The organism is Streptomyces sp. NPDC021749 (assembly GCF_040640655.1).
GTDB lineage: Bacteria > Actinomycetota > Actinomycetes > Streptomycetales > Streptomycetaceae > Streptomyces.
Genome location: NZ_JBFACE010000044.1, coordinates 30,081 through 49,286 on the forward strand (window position 1 = coordinate 30,081; position 19,206 = coordinate 49,286).

Below are 19,206 nucleotides of genomic sequence, written 5' to 3' on the forward strand. Positions count from 1 at the left end.
GTGCTGCTTCATTATGAAGGAGGTACATAATTCACCGGAACTGACCAGCGACCCCGACGGTTCCCTCTACGATCCCGGGGTCCGAACGTCCATGCAGGCCTTCGCCGGGGGCGGCGCGACCCTCGCACTGGAGGCGGCCGCTGCCGTCCGTTCGGCTTCGCAGGCCATCGACCGACTGCGTTCGCATGGCGCGGGCGGGCGGGGTCTCAGTGCCGGGGCGCTCGATTTGCTCGCACGACTGCCCACGGCCTCCGAGGAAGGGCTCAGCATCGGGGAGCTGGCCCGTGCGTCCGGTGTCAGTTCGCGCAACATCACGGGACTGGTCGACACACTGGAGCGCGACGGCCTGGCCCAGCGGGTCCAGAACCCGCGCGACCGCAGGTCGGTGCGCGTCCGGATCACCCCCTCCGGACGGGGTGGTTGGATGCCTTCAGGCAACCGACCCAGCGTGCCATGTCCGCCGTCTTCCGGGACTTCAGCGAGGACGAACTCGTCCACATCCGGCACCTGTGCCTGCGCCTGGCGGAGAACCAGCACAAGATCGAGCGGTACCTGAACAGCGTCCCGCCGGACGAGCCGGCTTCCTGAACCGACCTTTGGAGCACCACGTGCCCACTGGCTCACCCGTCCGCGAGACCGTCAGGGCCTACGCCGACGCCCGGTTCCGCGGCGACATCACCGCGGCCGCGCTGACCGGCGACGGCTTCGTCTTCCGCAGCCCCTTCATCACGTCCGGCAGCCGGCACGGCCACCTTGACGGACTCGAAGTATGCACCGACCCGGCTCGCCGGCACGCTGATCTGGGCCGACACATGGCCAACGATGCCTCACCGCAACGCGCACCCCTGTCGCCCGGGGGCCACGCATGACCAACTTCAGCGCGCCGAAAACGGCATTCAGGCATCCTCCGCTCACGGCGTGAGACGCGTCAGACCCAGCTGACGTGTCCTCCAGGCGCCGGCTGGTACAGGCACCAGACCACGAAGAGCCGTAGGGCGATCAGGCCGTTCGCAGCGTCGCGGAGAGGCGGGGGCGACCGAAGAGGGGGGATTCTTAGGCCGTTTGGCGCCACGCCATGACGGCGATGGCATCTGCTCCGCACCGGCGTGCTTCCATGCCGTCACGGAGGTGTTCACATGGTGGCCGAAGACCGACAGCAAGACAGCTACCCGCACGGGGGCGCGCCGCGGCGGAGTGTGCTTGCCGCAGCCGCCCTGGCTCCGGTGCTGGCCGGCGCCCCGTCCCCGGCTCGTGCCCTGTCCACCGGGACGGCAGAGGTGAACAGCCGTGGCCTGATGAAGCCGGTCTCCACTGGCCTTTCGCACTGGAAGAGCGTGGCCAAGACGTTGGGCCGGGCAGGCGACATGAAGCGCAAGATCATGTATCACACCGCCTTCCCGCGCCACGATCTGCGGGTGAAGTCGCGTCACGTCGTCGTCAAACCGGCGCTCGCCCTCGGCTCGCACGTGTCCTTCGTCCGTTACGCCGACAAGAGCACGATGATGATGGGTGATGTGGTCGTCACCGAGCATGAAATGCAGCCGTTCACCGATGCACTGTACGAGCACAAGATCGGGCTGACCGCGATCCACAAGCATCTTCTTTCTCAGAATCCCCATATCTGGTGGATCCACGTTCATGCACACGGTCACCACCCACTGGCGCTGGCCCGCGGTCTCCGAGCAGCCTTCAACCGCACCGATACCCCGCCTCCGCTGCCGTCGACCCGGCGGCAGCACATCGACCTTGACACCGCTGGCATCGATGCCGCGCTGGGCGTCAAGGGCTCCGCCGACGACGGCATCTACAAGTGCGTCTTCGTCCGCCGCGAAACCATCACGGACGGCAATCGGGTACTCCCCCCGGGCCTGGGATCGACCAGTGCGTTCAACTTCCAGCCGCTGGGCGACGGCCGAGCCGCGATCAGTGGCGACTGCGCCATGATCGCCAAGGAAGTCCAACACGTCTTGATGGCGCTGCGGCGTGCCGGGGCCGAGCTCGTCGAGCTGCACAACCACGGCTTGACGGACGAACCTCGTCTGTTCTTCGTCCACTTCTGGGCCGTCGGCGATGGCGTCCGGCTCGCCCGGCGCCTACGCGCCGCGGTGGACGCCACCAACGTCGTGCCGGCCGGCTGACCCCGGCAGAGAAGGGTTCGCGGCCCGGCGCGACCGGGCTTGGGGCTGTCTGTCGTCATCTACACCGCGCGGGTCACAACCGTATTGATGGGTTGTTGGGGGACGAGTCACGGCGATGAACTCTTTCCCTCGCCGGGTGCCGCGAGTGCTGCCCAGGCCTCCGGCTGACGCGGGCAGAGTTTTTCGCCGCCGGCCAGCCTCCTCGACCTCCGGCCCTCGGGCAGGCCGGCAGGTCGGCGCCAAGCCCCGGCGAACAGCGCAGAAGTGCCGGAAGGGGCCTCCCCACGCCGCCGGCCGACCATCGACCATCGATCATGGCCAGGCAGTGACAAGCCACTGGTGTGGCCGCGTGGGTGTGAGGCGGACGACCCGGACGAGCAGGCTCTGCTTCGTGGCCTGCTACGGCGTACTGGCCGTCCTGGCGGGACCGATGGCGGGCGACGCGGCGGCCTCACCGCCCTCTGGGACACGCTGGCCGCAGTCCGCCTGGTCTGATCCTGATCCTGATCCCGGACCAGGGCTGGTGCTTCCGTCGCCACAGTGCCCTGGCGGTAGCCGCCCGGTAAGAGTGGCCATTTCGCGGGCAACCGCACGCAGGCGTTCTGTCCTCTGCATGGGCGACACTGTCCGATCGCCATGGAGGAGCCATGAACGCAGCGAGAACACGCCAAGGTGCCCTGGCCGGCGCGGCGTTGGCCGGAGCGGCGCTGGTCGCCATGACGTCCCCGCCCGCCGCCGCGGTCGTCGGAGGGGACCGGGCCGCCATCACGAAGTACCCCTGGACGGTCGCCCTGACGTCGTCGGACGACATGAAGACCGCGGAATGCGCGGGCACGCTCGTCGCGCCGGACAAGGTGCTGACCGCGTCACACTGCGTGAAGCAGGCCACCATCGACAGTGTTCGGGTGATCGGCGGGCGCGAAGACCTCCGGCAGACCGGCAAGGGCGGGGTCCGCAAGGTCGCGAAACTGTGGATCCATCCCAAGGCCCACACCCGAGGGAACGGCGCCATCTACGCGCACGACATAGCCGTCCTCACCCTCAACTCCCCCATGCCGTACCGGACTCTGCCGCTCGCTACGCCGGCGCAGCAGAAGCTGTACGAGGAAGGCACGCCCAACCGGGTCCTGGGCTGGGGTTCCACCACGGGCCGCGAGGACGACGACCGGGTGCCGCCGTTGCAGACGGCGCTCCTCCCCAACCGGGGCGACGAGAGTTGCGTCACCGCGTACGGCAGCCGCCGCTACGACAAGCGCTACACGATGTGCCTGGGCTACCCGGCCGGCGGCGTCAACGCCTGCTACGGGGACAGCGGAGGACCCGTCATCGCAGGTGGGCGGCTGGTCGGCGTCATCAGCGGCGGTGGCAGTTGCACCGACCGCCTCTACCCGGGCGTCGCCAACAAGACGGCTTCTTACTACGCGCTCCTCCAGAGCCAGATAGCCGGACGGACAGCGGGACAGGAAGGAGGGTCCCGATGACGGAACGACACACCTGGGCGCGTGTGCCCGCCCTGGTTGCCGGTCTCATGACGCTCGTCGCACTCGGCGTCGTCGTCCTGCCGGCACCGGCCGCCCACGCGATCGTCGGCGGGCGGAAGACGAGTACGGCGCAGGCACCCTGGACCGTCGCGATCAACCTGTGGCGGCAGACCGATACGTACCCGCGCTCGGGGCAGTTCTGCGGCGGCACCCTGGTCACGCCGACGAAGGTGGTCACGGCCGCCCACTGTGTGGTCGACGAGGCGCCCACCGATCTGGGGGCCGTCGCGGGCCGCACCGACCTGCGCCGCCATGACGGCACGCTGCGCAAGGTGACCAAGGTGTGGATCCACCCGCGGTTCGGCCGCCATCTGGAGAACGACGTCGCCGTCCTCACACTCGACACACCCATGCCGGGGGCCTACACCCCGCTGCCCCTAGCCAAGACTTCTGACACCGGTCGGTACCGTCCGGGTACCCGCGCACGGGTCTACGGCTGGGGTCTGCTGGACTACGAGAACCGTGCGGCGAACGCCCTGCGGTCGGCGACCTTGCGCGTCCTGCCCGACAGGACGTGTCAGCGGCTCAACCCCGGCGGCGGCTTCGATCCCCGGATGCACGCCTGCGCCAACGACCCGGTCACCGGCGCCCACCACGCCGAAGGTGACAGCGGCGGCCCCCTCGTCGCCGACGGAAAGCTGATCGGGATCGTCAGCTGGCTGGCCAACAGCAACACATCCACCCCCACCCCCGGCGTCTACACACGCGTCTCGGCCTTCTCCCGCGAAATCGCCGATCAGCTCCGGCGGTGAGGGGGATTTCTTGACACGACCGCCGATGGTCTTGGCCCCACTTCGTGCGCCGTTGAAGAGTAGCGGCCAGGCGTCGAGGTCGTCCGCCGGGACCGCGCACCATTCTTCGCCGAGGGCGCCACCGCCGGAGCGCCGCAGGCGCTCCAGGTCGCGGACCGGTGGCATCTCCGGCACAACCTGAGCGAGGCCGCCGAATTTCGCGTCATCCATCCACGTCGTGGCCCAGACCGGCTCACACGGAAGCGCGGACAGCTTGGCCCCGTGCTGAGGATTCATCCTGGTCAGCAGCGGGTGCGCGTCGACCTCACGTAGATCGGGGCCGATCGCACAGGTCGGATACTTCGGGTACTGCTGCGGCTCCGGCCCGAACGGGATATGTGGTCCGTCGACTTTACCGAGCGCAGGAGCTCGGATACCGGCTCTGAACTGCGACTATGCATAGTTTACAGGTCCGTGACGGTGGATGGGGGGCGGTGCCGAGCTCGTCCGGGTGGTCTCATGGGAAGGCCCGTCCACCGGGACGGTGGACGGGCCGTGAGGGTGGTCAGCGAGGCAGGACCACATCGCTGATCCCGGTCGGGGACGCGGGCTTCGAGGTCGGCCACGCGCCGGTCTTGGAAGCGGAGGTTGGAACGGGCTGCCATTGGTCTTGGTAGTCCTGGCCGAAATGCTGGGCTATTTGATGCGGTCGAGGAAGTCCAGCACTCGATCGGTGACCTGCGTTGCGGCGTGTTCGTCGTGCGACGGCAGGCTGCTGTCGGTGAACAGGTGCCTGTCGCCGGGGTAGAGGAACAGTTCGGCATCCGCCGCCATCTCGACGAGCGCCCGGGCTGCGTCCACATCGCCCTCCCTCGCGAAGAACGGATCCGCGTCCATGCCGTGGACGTGGACCGGGACGTCGCCGGGCCAGGTCCCACCGAACTCCGCGACCGGGACGCATGCCTCCAGCAGCAGCGCACCCTTTGCGCCGGGGCGGGTCTGGGCCAGCTTCTGCGCCGGCAGGACGCCGAGCGAGAACCCGAGGTAGACGAGTTCCGCAGGCAGCCCCTCGGCGGCGGCGGTTCCGCGCGCGATGACCGTGCCGAACCCGGTGTCCTCGGCGTAACCCATGCCCTCCTCAAGTCTGTCGAATACCTGCCCCTCGAACAGGTCCGGGACGTGGACGGTGTGTCCGGCCCGTCGCAGCTGCTCGGCAAACTCACGGACGCCGTCGATCAACCCGTGTCCGTGGTGGAAAACCAGCACCTCAGCCATATCGCTCCCCTCGTGCTGCGGTGCCGGTCGGCGCCGCAGCACGAGTATGGCCCGCACCACTGACATCTGCGGGTCGTAGCCGGACGGGATCAGATCGTTGAGGCCGGATCTGTGAGGCGGGCTTCGAGGTCGGCCACACGCCGGTCTTGGAAACGGAGGTTGGAACGAGCGGCCTTGAGGCGTTCGTCGAGGGTACGGTTGTCGGCAGTGAGCCGGCGGACTCGCTGCTTGGGGTGGTGTTCTCGGTGGTGATCCGCTGGCTGGCTTCCTCGGTCCACTCTGCCTGCAAGTCTCGGATCTCGCCGTGGAGTTCACCGATGCGGGTCCGCTGGGTGAGGATCTCGGCGTGAGCGGCCTTGAGGGCGTCCAACGCAGAGTGCGCTTTCTCACCACCCTGGTCGATGCCGCGAACAGTCCTGAAGGCCACGCTTGATCTTTTGAGCGCCACCGCTGCCGGTGAATTCGGTTGCGCCGGATCGGTGTGCCCAGTGGGGTAACTCCATGAGCGGTGCCACGGAGCAGGAGCAGGAGCAACGGGCGACGGCAGGAAGACCATGGGTTCACGCGGCGACCGGCTCCATGGCGCAGGTCGGCGGTGCTCGTGGCCCTGATGCTGGCCGCGTTCACCTTCAACACGGCGGAGAACTTGCCGATCGGCCTGCTGGAACTCATCTCGGGAAGCCTCCGGGTGTCCGTGCCGGCGGTCGGTCTCCTGGTCACCGGTTACGGCGTGGCGGTGGCCCTCGCGTCCCTGCCGCTCGCCCACGTCACGCGGGCCGTGCCCCGACGTCATGTGCTCACGGGACTGCTGAGCGCGCTCGTGGTGTCCAGTGTCGCTGCGGCGTTGGCCACCTCGTACTGGCTGCTCCTTGTGGCGCGGTTGGTGACCGCGCTCGCTCAGGCGTTGTTCTGGGCCGTGATGGGGCCGGTCGCGGTGGGCCTGTTCGCGCCCGAGGTCCGTGGGCGGGTGGTCGGGGCGCTGTCCGCCGCCGGTTCGCTGGCCTTGGTGGTCGGTGTTCCAGCCGAGACCTGGCTGGGCCGACAGAGCACCTGGCAGGTGCCCATCGCCATGGTGGCGGCTCTGGGACTCGTCTCTCTGGTGACGATCGCCGTTGTGCTGCCGACCTCGCGTCCGGAGGAAGAACCCGCCGCCCACGCCACCAGTCCCGACGTCCGCCGGTTCGCGACGGTACTTGCGGCCGGGACCCTGTCCGCCGCCGGAGCGTTCGCGGGATACACCTACGTCGTGACGTTCCTGGGCGACGTGAGCGGGTTCTCCCCCGGCACGGTCAGCGTCCTGCTCGTGATCTTCGGTGTCGCCTGTCTGGCCGGGGTGAGCATCACCGGGGTGTTGCTGGACCGCTTCCCGAGATCCGCGCTGCCCACGGCCGTAGCCACGCAGGCGGTGGGCATGCTCGGCCTCTACGCGGCCGGCACTCATCCGGTGGCAGCGGTGATGTTCTTGGCCGTGATGGGCGGTGCGCTCGGGCCGGTGTTCATGGTCACCCAGCACACGATGCTGCACTGCGCGCCGGGCCGCACCGATATCGCCCTCGCGGCCAACTCCGGCGCCTACAACGCCGGCATCGCGGCCGGCGCCGCCCTGGGGGCACTGGTCCTGCCGCTCGCCGGTGTGCGAGGCACCTTCCTCGTCGGCGGGCTGCTGACCGTGATGGCCTGCGCAGTACAACTCTGCGGCGGGCTGCTACCTGACAGACCGGTCCAGCCCTCCCAGGGCCAGATCTCGGTGGACAACCTGCCTTGACGACACCGCCCTTACGTTCCTGCGCGACTCACGCTCGTCAGAAAAGCGCGCGGCACAGCGACCGCCGCCGAAGCGTTCCGGCCCCTTCCGGCCCCCGGTCGGGCGGGAATCCTGTCTCCGGAAAGCCTGAGGTTAGAGTGAAGGTGGCATGGCGCGACCCGGGCTTGGGGCCGCGGAAGGGGGGCCGATGAGTCAGGCGTTCGGCGGGCGTACTGAGGGGGCGGGCGAGCCTGCCGAGTACACCTCCAGCCGCGGCGCGGCAGTGGGTGCCACCGCGGCCGTGATTCCCCTCTTCGGTCTGGTTCCCGCGCTCTCGTCGTCGGACAGTCCGATCACCACCGTCCTCGCGGCTGCCTGTGCCCTGGCTCTCTTCGTAGTCTCCCAGGTGGCCATTTCGTGGTCCTACCACACGGCCCGGCTCGACGAGCGGTTCCGACTGGCGCTGCTGGTGCCCCTCGCGGCGCTGTCCGTGGTGCTCCCGCTGTGGCTCGGCAAGGACTGGACGATCCTGCTGACGTATGTGGCGGCTGCCTGCGCGGTGGCCGTGCCGCCCAGGCTGACTCTGCCTGCGCTGGCCACCTCGGTCTCGCTGGCCGTCTTCGTGGCCGAGCACGTCGAGGGAACGGACACCACCTCGCTGGTGGTGATGACCGCCGCGGTCGGCCTCACCATGACCACCTACCGTCGGATCCTCGACCTCAACGCCGAACTGCGACGCACCCGCCGCGAACTGGCGCGTGCCGCGGTCACCGAGGAACGGCTGCGCTTCGCCCGGGACATGCACGACTCGCTCGGCCATGACCTGCTCCAGCTCACCCTCCACACGGAGGTGACGCGACGGCTGTACCGGGCTGGTGAGACGGACGTGGAGGCAGAGCTCCAACAGATCGAGGACATGGGCCGCCAGTGCCTGGAGCGGGTGCGGGAGGCCGTCACCGGCTACCGACGGCTCAGCGTTCCCACGGTGGTGGAGGAGGCCCGGCCGACGCTGGCCGACGCCGGTGTCCTGGTGACGTTCGAGGCCACCACAGACCCGTTGCCGCAGGAAGTGGAGACGGCACTGGGCTGGGTCGTCCGTGAGGCGCTGACGAACGTGGTCCGGCATGCCCGTGCGGGCCACTGCCGGGTCACCCTGTCCGCGGAGGGTGGCCGTGCCGTCCTGGAGGTGCTCGACGACGGCAAGGGGCCCAGCGGGCGTGCGAGGCCGGGGCCGGGGCCGGGTGGGAACGGCCTGACCGGTCTTACCGAGCGGGTCGCTGCCCTCGGCGGCGTCCTCCAGACCGGCGCTGCGCCTGGCGGCGGGTTCCGCCTCCTGGCCGTCGTCCCGCTCACGGGTTCCACGGCCTGTGCAGGCTCTACGGACTGCGGGGGCTGTACGGATTGCGGGGGCTGTACCGACTGCGGGGGCTCTACGGACGCCGGGGTCTCCACGGACTCCGGAGACTCCACGGACGCCGGGGTCTCCACGGACTCCGGAGACCCCGGAGGCTCCACGGCCACGACCTCCCTCACCAACTCCCTTACGAAAGGCATGCCGTGATCCGGGTGCTCGTCGCCGAGGACCAGGCCATGGTGCGCAGCGCCATAGCGACCCTGTTGGGCCTGGAGACGGACATCGATGTGGTGGGCCAGGCAGGTGACGGGCCCGGGGCGGTGTCAGCCGCGCGAGAGCTGCACCCGGACCTGTGTCTGCTGGACATTGAGATGCCCGGGGGCAGTGGGCTGGACGCCGCAGAGGTCTTGCATGCCGAGCTGCCCGACACGAAGATCCTCGTCTTCACGATTTTCGACCGCCCCGGCCATCTGCAGCGCGCGCTCGCGGCGGGAGCCAGCGGCTTCATCGGGAAGAACCGGCCGGTGGACGAGCTTGCGGTGGCGATCCGCGAGGTGATGGCCGGGAAGACCGTGATGGACCCCGCGCTGGCTGCCACGGCACTGCGCGCCGCGCCCAACCCGCTCACCCCCAGGGAGCGGGAGGTCCTGGCCGCGGCGATCGACGGGTCACCGATCCCCACCATCGCGAAGCGGGTGCACCTCTCCGAGAAGACGGTGCGCAATTACCTGTCCTCGGCCATCCAGAAGACGGACTGCGCCAACCGTTTCGAGGCGGCGCACACGGCCCGCGAGAAGGGGTGGTTGTAGGGCCGACGACCGCAGGATCACAAGGGCCGCGGCGGCGAGGCGGTCAGCGGCGCGCTGGAAGGTTCCGTCCGGTGGCAGCCCCGCTGCCGGCGCAGCTGCCCGTCTCGTCGTCCTCCTCGGCGGCGTCGTGCGCACCGACCAGGAGCGGTGCGAGCCAGTCGGGCTGAACGGCGGCGGCCAGAGCGGCCGCCTCCGCGAGCGGAAGATCCAGGAGGCTGTAGTGCTGGCGCCCGGCCGCCGTGGCCATGGTGAGGTGGGCCACCCCTGACCGGCGCTGGATGAAGGACTCGTGGAAGACCCAGCCGACAGCCGCGTCACCGGACAGGACCTGGCGACGCCTCACCAGCGAACCCTGACGGATCACCAAGTGGCCTCCTTCCAGGAGGGCGTGGCCGAGATTGCGATAGCGGTCCCGGCCCACCCACTCGGCGAGCGGGAGCAGCACCAGGGATGCCGGGCACAGCCAAGGGGGCCACCCGGCCCACAGTGACAGCGCACCGGTCAGGGCGACGGCCGCCACGGCCGCGGTCCAGGCCCTTGTGAGCCGGCGGCGCCTGGCCCCCTCTCCGTGCGGGGTCAGCAGACAGTCCATCGGCGCCGCATTCCCGTACACCGCCGCACCGACCTCGCGGGCGCGGGCGAGCGGCACCGGGGGCAGCAACAGCGAGCCGGCCTCCTCCCCCCTCCGCCCGCCGCGCAGGCCGGTGGCGATGGCCGTGCAGCGGGCGCCACGGACGAGACGCAGCGGCAGGGTCTCGCTGATCTCGACCCCTCTGAGCCGACGCTCCTCGATGGTGACCGAGCGTGTGGTGACCACGCCGCGGGTCAGGTGCAGCGTGCCGTTACCGCGCCGGGTGAGCCGGAAGTTCCCAAACGACACCACGTAGCCGAGGGTGCCGAGCAGCGACACCGCCACCACTGCCAGTACGGCGACCTCCCCCACCGCCAGTGGCGTCGGCAGTGAGGAGAGCTGCCGCAGGAACAGGCGTACCGGAGGGAAGCGCTCGGGGCCGAGCTCAGCGGCGTTGAGGAACGCGACGGCCGACGTCAGCAGCACACCGAGGCCCGCCAGTCCACTGAGGGTGAACGCGCCGAACCGCGCCCATGCCGGCCGGAGCACGGCGATCACCTCTTCCCCTGCAGCGTCCGGTTCCCCACACCCCTCTCCATGCCTGTCGTCAAGGCGTTGTTCACGCCCCTGCTCCGAGCGCGAGGGGCGCGGCTTCGCGGCGCAGGTACGGCCGGGCCGTTCGCCCCCGTCCGGGTGGGGCCGCGATGTCTCGGCGTCGACGTCCTGGGCCGAGTCGGACTGCGGCGCGGTGGGCGCGAACCGGTCAGCACGGTGCAGCAGTTCACTGCGCAGTCGCTCGGCCGCCGAGGCGTCCAGTGCGTTCAGCACCAGCCCCTCACCACCTCGACCTGACCGCCCCGTGCCGATGGCCAGCCTCCGCAACCCCAGCACCCGCTGCAGCACACCAGCGCTGACATCGACCGACCGGATGCGCTCCCGGCGAACGGACAGCACCTCCCGGCGCAGCAACCCCCGGCTGACCTGCACGTGATCGCCCGTCACCCGATACCTGGTGGTGAAGTAACGGCCCAGCCCCATCGCCAAGGCCGGTGCGAGACCGATCAGGCTCCAGGGTTTCTCACCACCGTGGCCGAGGATGAAGACGCCCAGAACCACCGGCAGCAATCGGAACGTCTCGTGGAGGGGATGGACGGCCAGCATGCGCGGGCTCAATCGCCGCCACGCACGTTCCCGCTCAGCGTCCTTCGCCGGCGCTCCCCCGGCGGATACGTTGGCCTGCTCCTTCATGTCGCGTCTCCCGGAGTTTCGCCGGCCTGGACGGTGAGTTCCTCCACCAGACGTGCCGCCACGTGCTGGTCCAGTGCTTGGATCCGCACCGGGCCTCGCGCCGAGGCGGTCGTCACCGTGACGTCGACCAAGCCGAAGAGGGATGCGAGCGGCCCTTGTCGGGTGTCTACGGTCTGGATGCGGGTCACGGGGACAATCCGCCGCTCTTGGTTGAGCCAGCCTGTCCGGGTGTAGACGGCCACCGGCGCCGCCTCCCAGCGGTGCACCCGGAACCGCCAACGGGGCATGACGGACAGGTGGAGGGCCGCCAGCATCACCGTCACCCCCATCAGCAGGCACTGCGGGCAAGGCAACGACAGATGCGGCACCCTCTCAAGCGGGTCGCTCAGCAGCCATCCGGCTTCCACAAGCAACAATGCGGCCCACCCCAGTCCGGCGCGGACCGCCCAGAACAGCGGGGCACGGCGGCCGGCCGTCCCTCTGGGCGTCCGCAGGCGCACTCCGGCCCTTCCGGCAGGGCCGGTCATCCTGTCCACGGTCGTCTTCATCACCACGCCACACTGACCCCACCACCGCCCCGGCCCCCAGAGGCCCGTGTCCCGACTCACCCAGGACACCTGTCCCGGAGGGGACGACGGGCCGACGGGCCGGCCTTGGGGCTGCCCCGACCGCTCCTGCGGCACCAGTCGCACCTTCTTGCCAGATCCAAGGGATCTGGACCTGTCGGGCCCCTCCCTTGAGGGCCTGCATGGTGGCCCGCAGGTCACCGAGTCGATCGCGCTGACGGCGCAGCCGGCCAGTCCTCGTCCGCCGATGCGGTCGCCAGGTTTGCGCCCGGTTTGTGCCGGGTTTGCCCCGCCCGAGGGAGCGGGCGCTCCGGGCGAGCGCCGCGGCCGCTCGACTGGCGCACGACCATTTGAGAGTTTCCGCTATGTCCGGAATATTCATAACGGGTGTGCACGGTGTGCGCGTCTTCCCGTGGCTACGTTCTGTAGCGCCACGCCCTACCACTGCTACCACTGTGATCCCCCCGGCGTCCCGTCCAGGAGGAGTTCCGGCATGACCGCAACCCGGGTGCGCCCTGAGTCGCCGCCCGTCATGGAACAACTCCCCCTCCCCCCGCTGCGAGCGTCTCGGGAGATCCAGGAATGCAACGAGGAGTACCCCCTGCGCGCGGGCGCGGCGAGACGGCCGGCTCCCGCGTGGACGGCCACCGCATCGTGCGCCGGGGCATCTCCTGCCGACGGAACTCGGCCTGGGCCCGAAGGGCGACCTCACGAACATGGCGCAGTTCCTCACCGCCAAGGGCTTGGTCTACGCCTTCACCCCCTCCCTCACCACGCTCCGCCACCTCGCCGCGGGCGATCCACTGCCCCCAAACCGACGGGCCCCTCCCTCCGGTTCATCCGGCATTCCCCCACCTCTGACGTAGGAAGCGACGCATGGACAACAGCCCCTTCACCGTCCCCACCGTTCCCCCGTCCGGCAACGGCCACGGCCCCGAACCCGAACCTCCCTCGGAACTCCACCGGCAGCTCGCCCGTGCCCTGCTCCTGATCGGCCCGAACGACGAAGACCTCAAACTGCGCTATCTCAAGACGCTGATCGACAACGGTCTGCCCCCGACCACCGCCGCCGAGAGCAAGCGTGTCCTGATCGTCGGCGCGGGCATCGCCGGTCTGGTCGCCGGTCACCTGTTGAAGAACGCCGGCCACGAGGTGACCATCCTGGAGGCCAACGCCAACCGGGTGGGTGGCAGGCTGAAGACCTTCCGTACCGAGGACCCGAAGAAGCCCGCGTTCTGGGACGAGAAGCAGTACGCCGAGGCCGGGGCGATGCGGATTCCGGACTTCCATCCGCTCACCCTGGCCCTCATCGACAAACTCGGCCTGACCCGAAGGCTGTTCTACAACGTCGACATCGAACCGGGCACCGGCTGCGAGAACGTGCCCGTCCCCCCGGTCGTCTACCACTCCTTCAAGAACAACGAGAAGTGGCAGTACGGGAACGAGAGCTCCGAATTCAAGGCGCCGAACAAGGCCAACCGCACCTGGATCCGCACCAACCGCGTCCAGGCCCGCAGGAGGGACTACGCGCTCAATCCACGCCCCGTCAACGAGGGCTTCAACCTCTCCGGCAGCGAGGCGTGCACGCAGGTGTCCCAACTGGTCCACCAGGCACTGGAACCGGTCCGGGACTACTACTCCGTCCTCAAGACCAACGGCGAGCGCGAGAACAAACCGTTCGAGGAGTGGCTGGACGGCTGGGCCAGGGTCGTCCGGGACTTCGACGGCTACTCGATGGGCCGCTTCCTCCGGGAGTACGCGGGCTTCAGCGACGAGGCGATCGAGGCCATCGGCACCATCGAGAACATGACCTCCCGCCTCCACCTGGCCTTCTTCCACACCTTCCTGGGACGCAGCGACATCAATCCCAACGCCACCTACTGGGAGATCGACGGCGGCAGCTGGAAACTCCCCTACCGGCTCGCGGACGGCCTCAAGAACAACATCCAGATGGGCCAGCGGATGACCCGCCTGGAATACCTGGACCCCTGGAGCGACGCCGCCACCAGTCGGGTCACCCGGTCGTCCGGGCACCGGGTGGAGATCGAGACGGTGAGCGAGCAGGACCCGCAGGCCCCGCCGCTGACCTGGGAGGGCGACCTGGCCATCGTCACCGTCCCGTTCTCCAGCCTCCGGTTCACCCGGGTGAACCCGCCGTTCTCCTACAAGAAGCGCCGCGCCATCATCGAGACCCACTACGACCAGGCCACCAAGGTACTGCTCGAATTCTCCCGCCGCTGGTGGGAGTTCACCGAGGAGGACTGGAAACGGGAGCTCGGCGAAGACCTGTACCGGTGGTACCAGCAGCAGGGCGAGGACGAGGCCGAGGCCGCACGGGCCATGCCGGAGCACCTGCGCAACGCCCCGCACGGGCCGCTCGGCCTCCTCAGCGGGGTGGCGGACACCGAGATCAGCGAGGCACAGCTGAAGCACTACCGCAACTGGACGCTACAGCAGGCGCCGGTCCGGGAAGCCAGCCATGTCATCGGCGGCGGCTCCACCACCGACAACCCCAACCGCTTCATGTACTACCCGTCCCATCCGGTTCCCGGCAGTGAGGGCGGCGTGGTCCTGGCCAGTTACAGCTGGTCGGACGACGCGGCGCGGTGGGACTCCATGGACGACGACGAGCGCTACATCTACGCCCTGCGCAACCTCCAGACTCTCCACGGCCGCCGCATCGAGGCGTTCTACACCTTCCACGGCCGGACCCAGAGCTGGCTGCGCGATCCGTACGCCTTCGGCGAGGCCGCCGTCTACACCCCGCACCAGATGACCAGCTTCCATCTGGACGCGATGCTGCCGGAGGGCCCGATCCACTTCGCCGGCGAGCACATCTCCCTCAAGCACGCCTGGATCGAGGGCGCGGTGGAGACCGCCGTGGCCGCCGCCATCGCGGTCCACGAGACGCCGCGGCCGGCCGACCTCGCCGCCATGGAACCCACAGCAGCCGACCGTCCGCAGGAGGTTCTGACGTCATGACGACCACCAAGCACGGCGCATGGAACGTGGGCCGCTACCTCGCCACCCGTCTCCAACAGCTCGGCGTCAGCCACCTGTTCGGGGTACCGGGCGACCATCTCGGCCCCTTCCTGTCGATCATGCAGGAGACCACCGACGTGCAGTGGGTCGGCACCCCCACCGAGGTGGGAGCCGGCTACGCCGCCGACGCCTACGCCCGGGCCAAGGCCGCCGACGCCGACCCGGACAAGGGCGAGGTGGCCATCGGCGCGGTCGCCGTCACCTACAGCGTGGGCTCCTTCAACCTCCTCAACCCCATCGGCGGCGCCTACGTCGAACACGTACCGCTGGTCGCCATCAACGCGGCCCCGTCCTACGAGCAGTGGCTCAACTACCAAGCGATCGGCCTGCTCACCTCCCACATGAGCCAGCGTCGCGAGAGCAACCTGGACGTCTACCGCCAGGTCACCGTCGATGCCCAGGTGATCTCCAACGCCGCGCTGGCTCCCGTCCAGATCGACGCCGCGCTCACCGCCTGCCTGTCCGAGCGCCGGCCGGTCTACCTGGAGATCATGGACGATGTCTGGAAGGCGCCCTGTCCCGAACCGACGGGCACGATCGAACGCCGGGTGCGCCCGTACACCGCCCGCGACGACGAGATGTGCCGGGCCGCGGTCAAGGCCACCGTGGAACTGATCGACCGGCACCGCAACCCCATTCTGTGGGCCGGTGAGGAGATCGAACGCCAGCGGCTGGAAGGAAAGTTCACCGCACTGGTGGAGAACACCGGGATCCCGTTCTGCACCACCATCGGCGCCAAGTCCGTCGTCTCCGAGAACACCCCGGGCTTCTCCGGCGTCTACAACGGCAAGGCCAGCGATCCCAAGGTGCGTGAGACCTTCAAGGCACACGGCTGCCGGATCGGGCTGGGCACCTGGTCGACGTCGAAGAACCTCGGCGGCGAGCAGGCGCTCGGCGATGACTGGGCGGTCGCCGTGCGCGACGGCGTCAGCGTCGGCGCCAGGTACTTCCCCAGCGTCCAGCTCCCGTACTTCATCGAGGAGCTGGAGAGGGCTCTGAGGGAACGCTACGGCCACCGCGGTCTGGCCGCCGACGCCTTCGCGTACGCCCATGACCGGGGCCTGGACGTACCGGCGAGCACGGATACCTACCTGTCCGGCCTCAGCTCCTCGGCCCAGCCGGCGGACCTGCCGGTGACGTACGACAGCTTCTTCGAGCACATCAGCGCGTTCCTCCAGGAGCAGACCACCGGCTCGGGCACCGGCGCCACCACGCCCTACACCGTGGTCTCGGACGCCGCGTTCGCCCTGATCGGCTCGATGAACCTGCGCATGCCCGAACGCGCCTCGTACATCGCGCAGAACAGCTGGCTGTCCATCGGCTACTCGGTCGGTGCCACCACCGGGATCGCCCTCGCCAGGAAGCGGCGGAACAAGCGCCCGCTGGTGTTCGTCGGCGACGGATCGTTCCAGGAGACCTGCCAGGAACTCGCCACCCACGTCCGCCAGTTGCTCAACCCGGTGATCTTCGTGCTGGACAACGAGGGCTTCTACGGCATCGAGCAGATGCTGGTCAACCCCTGCTACTTCAAGGGCCGGACGTCCGACGGCGCCGACTTCTACAACGTCCTCCACCCCTGGAACTACGACCGCCTGGCCGAGGTGTTCGGATCCGAGAAGACCCCGATGACCGGCGAGCAGATCCACAACCACGGGCAGCTGACTGCCCTGTTGAACCGCATCGCCAACCCGGACGACACCATCAACACCGGACCGACCCTGGCCCAGATCAGGCTCGCCCGCCACGACTACCCCAAGGCCATGACATACAAGATCAAGGAGAAGTGCCCCGACTGAGGACCGACGGCGGGGACCATACCGGTGGTACCGGTCGAGCCAATGGAGCCGGTCGGGCCGGTCGGGCCGGTCGGGCCGGTGGTACCAGTCGAGCCGGTCGATTGGTCCCCGCCTACCTTTCACGGGAGCAACGCACGCTGCCCAGTCGACCGCGCAGCGGGACCAGTCCAGCTCACCTATGAGATGACCTCTGGGGCAGCGGTGGCGTGCGTTGCTCATCGGTCACCTGGGAGGGGGCTTGGCACGGGTGGGCGGTGGCGGTGCCCTGGTCGACCAGGTCCTCGTAGACCGCGACCTTGTGCCCGATCAGGTCCAGGGACTGGGTGAGCCGGCCGATCTCGGCGGCGACGCGCGCATGGTGCTCGCGCATGAGCGCGAGGCGTTCCTCCTCGTTGTCTGCGCCTTCTCGGACAAGGTCGGCGTAACGGCGCAGCGCGGGCAGGGGTATGCCCGAGGCCCGGAGGATGATGCAGATGGTCAGCCAGTCCACGTCGTCCTCGCTGTAGACACGGCGCCCGCCGGGGCCGCGGCGCACGGCGTTGAGGAAGAGGCCCTGAGGCCTCGCTCCTGCCCGTCTGCGAGCGACGCCACCCTCGACCGGATCGACGCGATCGTGCCGCCCGGGGCGAACCGGTACAACCCCAGCGCCTCGTTCCCGCCGCGCTCTCTGACCGACACCGCCTTGCGGCGCCGGCCCCTCGCCGAACGCGCCGCGGCCTGAAGAGTCGGCCTACGGGGCCAGCCCGGGGCGGCGGTGGGCCAGCGCAGCGCGCATGAGGCGGCGAGCGCGGCGCGCGGCGCCCTCGTCGCCGAGGAGTTGGATCTCCTGATTGGCGGCCATGGCGAGGCCCGTCAGGGTGGACACGAGTTCCTCGGGGTCGAGGTCCGGGGCGAGGTCGCCGGCGGCACGCGCGGTGGTGATCTGCTCGGCGAGGAAGCCCCGCCAGCGGGTCACCGCGTCGTACAGGCGGGCGCGCAGCTCACCCGGCTGCCCGTCGAGTTCGCATGAGGCTGCCGTGACGAAGCAGCCGTGGGGGAACGGGCTGTCGGCCAGGTAGGCGCACCAGGTGTCGATCACGGCGTGCAGGCATGGCAGACCCGGCTCCGCAGCGCGGCCGGGGGCCGCCACTGCCTCCGTGAACAGCTCAACTGCCCGGTCCAGTGCGGCGAGTTGGAGCCCGGCCCGGGAGCCGAACGGGCCGACGACGCCGGCCTTGCTCATGTCGAGCGTCTCCGCCAGGGAGCCGATGGTCAGCCCGGACAGTCCCGCGCTGGAGGCCTGGGTCACCGCGACGCTGACGATGCGGTCGCGGGTACGCCGGGCCTCCTCCGCCGATTTCCTCATGCCCTCGATCTTATCGATCGACCGTCTGCTAAGTTGGCGAACGATCGTACGGTAAGTGGGTCATGGGGCCGATGGTGAGGTGTTTCGTATGCGTACGCGTACGCGTACGCGTACACGTATGCGTATGCGTATGCGTATGCGTATCCGCCGGCTCGGCCGGGCCGGGGGTGGAGCTCGAAGCGCACGGCGAAAGCCTGGTCATCGACCTGCTCGGGCGGCCCGAAGGCAACCCGATGGCGGCCCGAAGGCAACCCGATGGCGTTCTGGAGGGGACGCCCGCGGCCGTTCGACCAGGGAATCCCCGAGGCGCTGCGCCCACTGACCGCACGCATCTCCAGAACCCACGAGTAGAGAGGGACCGCCCCCATGCGTGTTACTCGTACACCACAACCCACCGCTACCGCGCCACCCGAGTGGGTCAACGGCGCGGCAGGGATCGAAGAGATCGTTGCCCTCGGGGGATCGTCGCGCTTCCGGGTCGACAGCGTTCACTTCGCACCCGGCGCCCGCACGGCATGGCATCGCCACCCCCTCGGCCAGGTCCTTCACGTCACCGCGGGGACTGGGCTGGTTCAGTGCCGCGGCGGAGAGGTGCACACCATCCGCACCGGCGACACCGTGCACATCGCGCCGGGCGAGTGGCACTGACACGGAGCCTCCCCCACCACCCCCATGACCCACCTGGCCCTCCAGGAAGTCGCCGAGGACGGCACCGAAGCCGAACGCGGGGCCCACGTCACGGAGGCCGAATACCCCAGCAGCCCGCCGACCCCCTGACCGTCATGACGGCGGGCACCACCACGTTGGCGCTCGACTGCCGCGCCGGGCGGCCGGCACCGACCGAGCAGCCGGCACCGACCGAGCAGCTGGCACCGACCGGGTGATCCGCACGAGGTACTCCAGTACGCCGACCGGTCACCTCCCGGAGGGTCCCGGCCGTCGGCCCGACTCTGGTCCAGCCGTCAGTGCAGGTGCCGGGCCTCCGGACCCGCCCGGCTCGCCCGGCCCTCCCAGCCCTCCAGACATGCGCATGCCCTCCTACGCTC

The 19,206-nt window shown here is 69.5% G+C and carries 16 protein-coding genes and 4 pseudogenes; 14 read left to right on the forward strand and 6 right to left on the reverse strand.

Features of this window, described 5'->3' with window-relative positions:
* Positions 1–91: 91 nt before the first annotated feature.
* The 6 genes and pseudogenes from AB0G35_RS31215 to AB0G35_RS31240 all read left to right on the forward strand — a co-directional run.
* Positions 92–352 (forward strand): annotated as a pseudogene (locus AB0G35_RS31215) (MarR family transcriptional regulator); the annotation flags it as partial.
* Positions 353–453: 101 nt separating this feature from the next.
* Positions 454–588: a hypothetical protein gene (locus AB0G35_RS31220; RefSeq protein ID WP_360956458.1), complete on the forward strand. Its 135-nt coding sequence runs from the start codon at positions 454–456 to the stop codon at positions 586–588.
* A 20-nt stretch (positions 589–608) separates the two neighbouring features.
* Positions 609–869 carry a hypothetical protein gene (locus tag AB0G35_RS31225; protein ID WP_360956406.1) on the forward strand — a complete coding sequence of 87 codons (261 nt, stop codon included), beginning with the start codon at positions 609–611 and terminating at the stop codon, positions 867–869.
* 267 nt (positions 870–1,136) lie between these two features.
* The gene (locus AB0G35_RS31230) at positions 1,137–2,138 is read left to right on the forward strand and encodes a DUF1259 domain-containing protein (RefSeq protein WP_360956408.1); all 1,002 of its coding nucleotides are present in this window, start codon (positions 1,137–1,139) and stop codon (positions 2,136–2,138) included.
* Between the two features lie 647 nt (positions 2,139–2,785).
* Positions 2,786–3,619: a serine protease gene (locus AB0G35_RS31235; protein ID WP_360956410.1), complete on the forward strand. Its 834-nt coding sequence runs from the start codon at positions 2,786–2,788 to the stop codon at positions 3,617–3,619.
* Entirely contained in the window at positions 3,616–4,431 is an 816-nt protein-coding gene (locus AB0G35_RS31240; protein WP_360956412.1) for a serine protease, read from the forward strand. The genes AB0G35_RS31235 and AB0G35_RS31240 overlap by 4 nt, the downstream gene beginning before the upstream one ends.
* Positions 4,432–4,629: 198 nt before the next feature.
* On the opposite strand, the pseudogene AB0G35_RS31245 reads toward AB0G35_RS31240, so the two are convergent.
* Both AB0G35_RS31245 and AB0G35_RS31250 read right to left on the reverse strand, forming a co-directional pair.
* Positions 4,630–4,845, reverse strand: a pseudogene (locus tag AB0G35_RS31245) (hypothetical protein); the annotation flags it as partial.
* A gap of 261 nt (positions 4,846–5,106) precedes the next feature.
* On the reverse strand, positions 5,107–5,685 hold the full coding sequence (locus AB0G35_RS31250) for a dienelactone hydrolase family protein (RefSeq protein ID WP_360956414.1): 579 nt from the start codon (positions 5,683–5,685) through the stop codon (positions 5,107–5,109).
* A gap of 304 nt (positions 5,686–5,989) precedes the next feature.
* Between AB0G35_RS31250 and AB0G35_RS31255 the strand changes: the two genes are divergently transcribed.
* The 4 genes from AB0G35_RS31255 to AB0G35_RS31270 all read left to right on the forward strand — a co-directional run bounded on the left by AB0G35_RS31255 (position 5,990) and on the right by AB0G35_RS31270 (position 9,592).
* A complete protein-coding gene (locus AB0G35_RS31255) occupies positions 5,990–6,118 on the forward strand; it encodes a hypothetical protein (protein WP_360956416.1) in 129 nt (42 codons plus the stop codon).
* A 177-nt stretch (positions 6,119–6,295) separates the two neighbouring features.
* Positions 6,296–7,450: an MFS transporter gene (locus AB0G35_RS31260; protein ID WP_360956450.1), complete on the forward strand. Its 1,155-nt coding sequence runs from the start codon at positions 6,296–6,298 to the stop codon at positions 7,448–7,450.
* 187 nt (positions 7,451–7,637) lie between these two features.
* On the forward strand, positions 7,638–8,990 hold the full coding sequence (locus tag AB0G35_RS31265) for a sensor histidine kinase (protein WP_360956418.1): 1,353 nt from the start codon (positions 7,638–7,640) through the stop codon (positions 8,988–8,990).
* Entirely contained in the window at positions 8,987–9,592 is a 606-nt protein-coding gene (locus AB0G35_RS31270; protein WP_360956420.1) for a response regulator transcription factor, read from the forward strand. Before AB0G35_RS31265 ends, AB0G35_RS31270 begins: the two co-directional genes overlap by 4 nt.
* A 43-nt stretch (positions 9,593–9,635) precedes the next feature.
* Here AB0G35_RS31270 and AB0G35_RS31275 read toward each other — a convergent pair whose 3' ends face one another.
* Together AB0G35_RS31275 and AB0G35_RS31280 are read right to left on the reverse strand one after the other, a co-directional pair.
* Positions 9,636–11,324 (reverse strand): PH domain-containing protein, encoded by a 1,689-nt coding sequence (locus AB0G35_RS31275; RefSeq protein ID WP_360956422.1) that lies wholly within the window; start codon positions 11,322–11,324, stop codon positions 9,636–9,638.
* A gap of 83 nt (positions 11,325–11,407) precedes the next feature.
* Positions 11,408–11,959, reverse strand: a complete 552-nt coding sequence (locus tag AB0G35_RS31280; RefSeq protein ID WP_360956452.1) for a PH domain-containing protein — start codon at positions 11,957–11,959, stop codon at positions 11,408–11,410.
* Between the two features lie 894 nt (positions 11,960–12,853).
* Between AB0G35_RS31280 and AB0G35_RS31285 the strand changes: the two genes are divergently transcribed.
* Both AB0G35_RS31285 and AB0G35_RS31290 read left to right on the forward strand, forming a co-directional pair.
* Complete coding sequence (locus AB0G35_RS31285) at positions 12,854–14,959, forward strand: FAD-dependent oxidoreductase (RefSeq protein WP_360956424.1); 2,106 nt, start codon at positions 12,854–12,856, stop codon at positions 14,957–14,959.
* A complete protein-coding gene (locus AB0G35_RS31290) occupies positions 14,956–16,815 on the forward strand; it encodes a thiamine pyrophosphate-binding protein (RefSeq protein ID WP_360956426.1) in 1,860 nt (619 codons plus the stop codon). Before AB0G35_RS31285 ends, AB0G35_RS31290 begins: the two co-directional genes overlap by 4 nt.
* 172 nt (positions 16,816–16,987) lie before the next feature.
* Here the strand turns inward: AB0G35_RS31290 and AB0G35_RS31295 are convergent, their stop codons facing one another.
* Complete coding sequence (locus AB0G35_RS31295) at positions 16,988–17,350, reverse strand: MerR family transcriptional regulator (protein ID WP_360956428.1); 363 nt, start codon at positions 17,348–17,350, stop codon at positions 16,988–16,990.
* Positions 17,351–17,398: 48 nt separating this feature from the next.
* On the opposite strand from AB0G35_RS31295, the pseudogene AB0G35_RS31300 reads away from it, so the two are divergent.
* Positions 17,399–17,536: pseudogene (locus AB0G35_RS31300) on the forward strand (aldo/keto reductase); the annotation flags it as partial.
* Between the two features lie 9 nt (positions 17,537–17,545).
* Here the strand turns inward: AB0G35_RS31300 and AB0G35_RS31305 are convergent.
* Entirely contained in the window at positions 17,546–18,160 is a 615-nt protein-coding gene (locus tag AB0G35_RS31305; protein WP_360956430.1) for a TetR/AcrR family transcriptional regulator, read from the reverse strand.
* Positions 18,161–18,526: 366 nt separating this feature from the next.
* On the opposite strand from AB0G35_RS31305, the pseudogene AB0G35_RS31310 reads away from it, so the two are divergent.
* Positions 18,527–18,937: pseudogene (locus AB0G35_RS31310) on the forward strand (cupin domain-containing protein).
* Positions 18,938–19,206 lie beyond the last annotated feature (269 nt).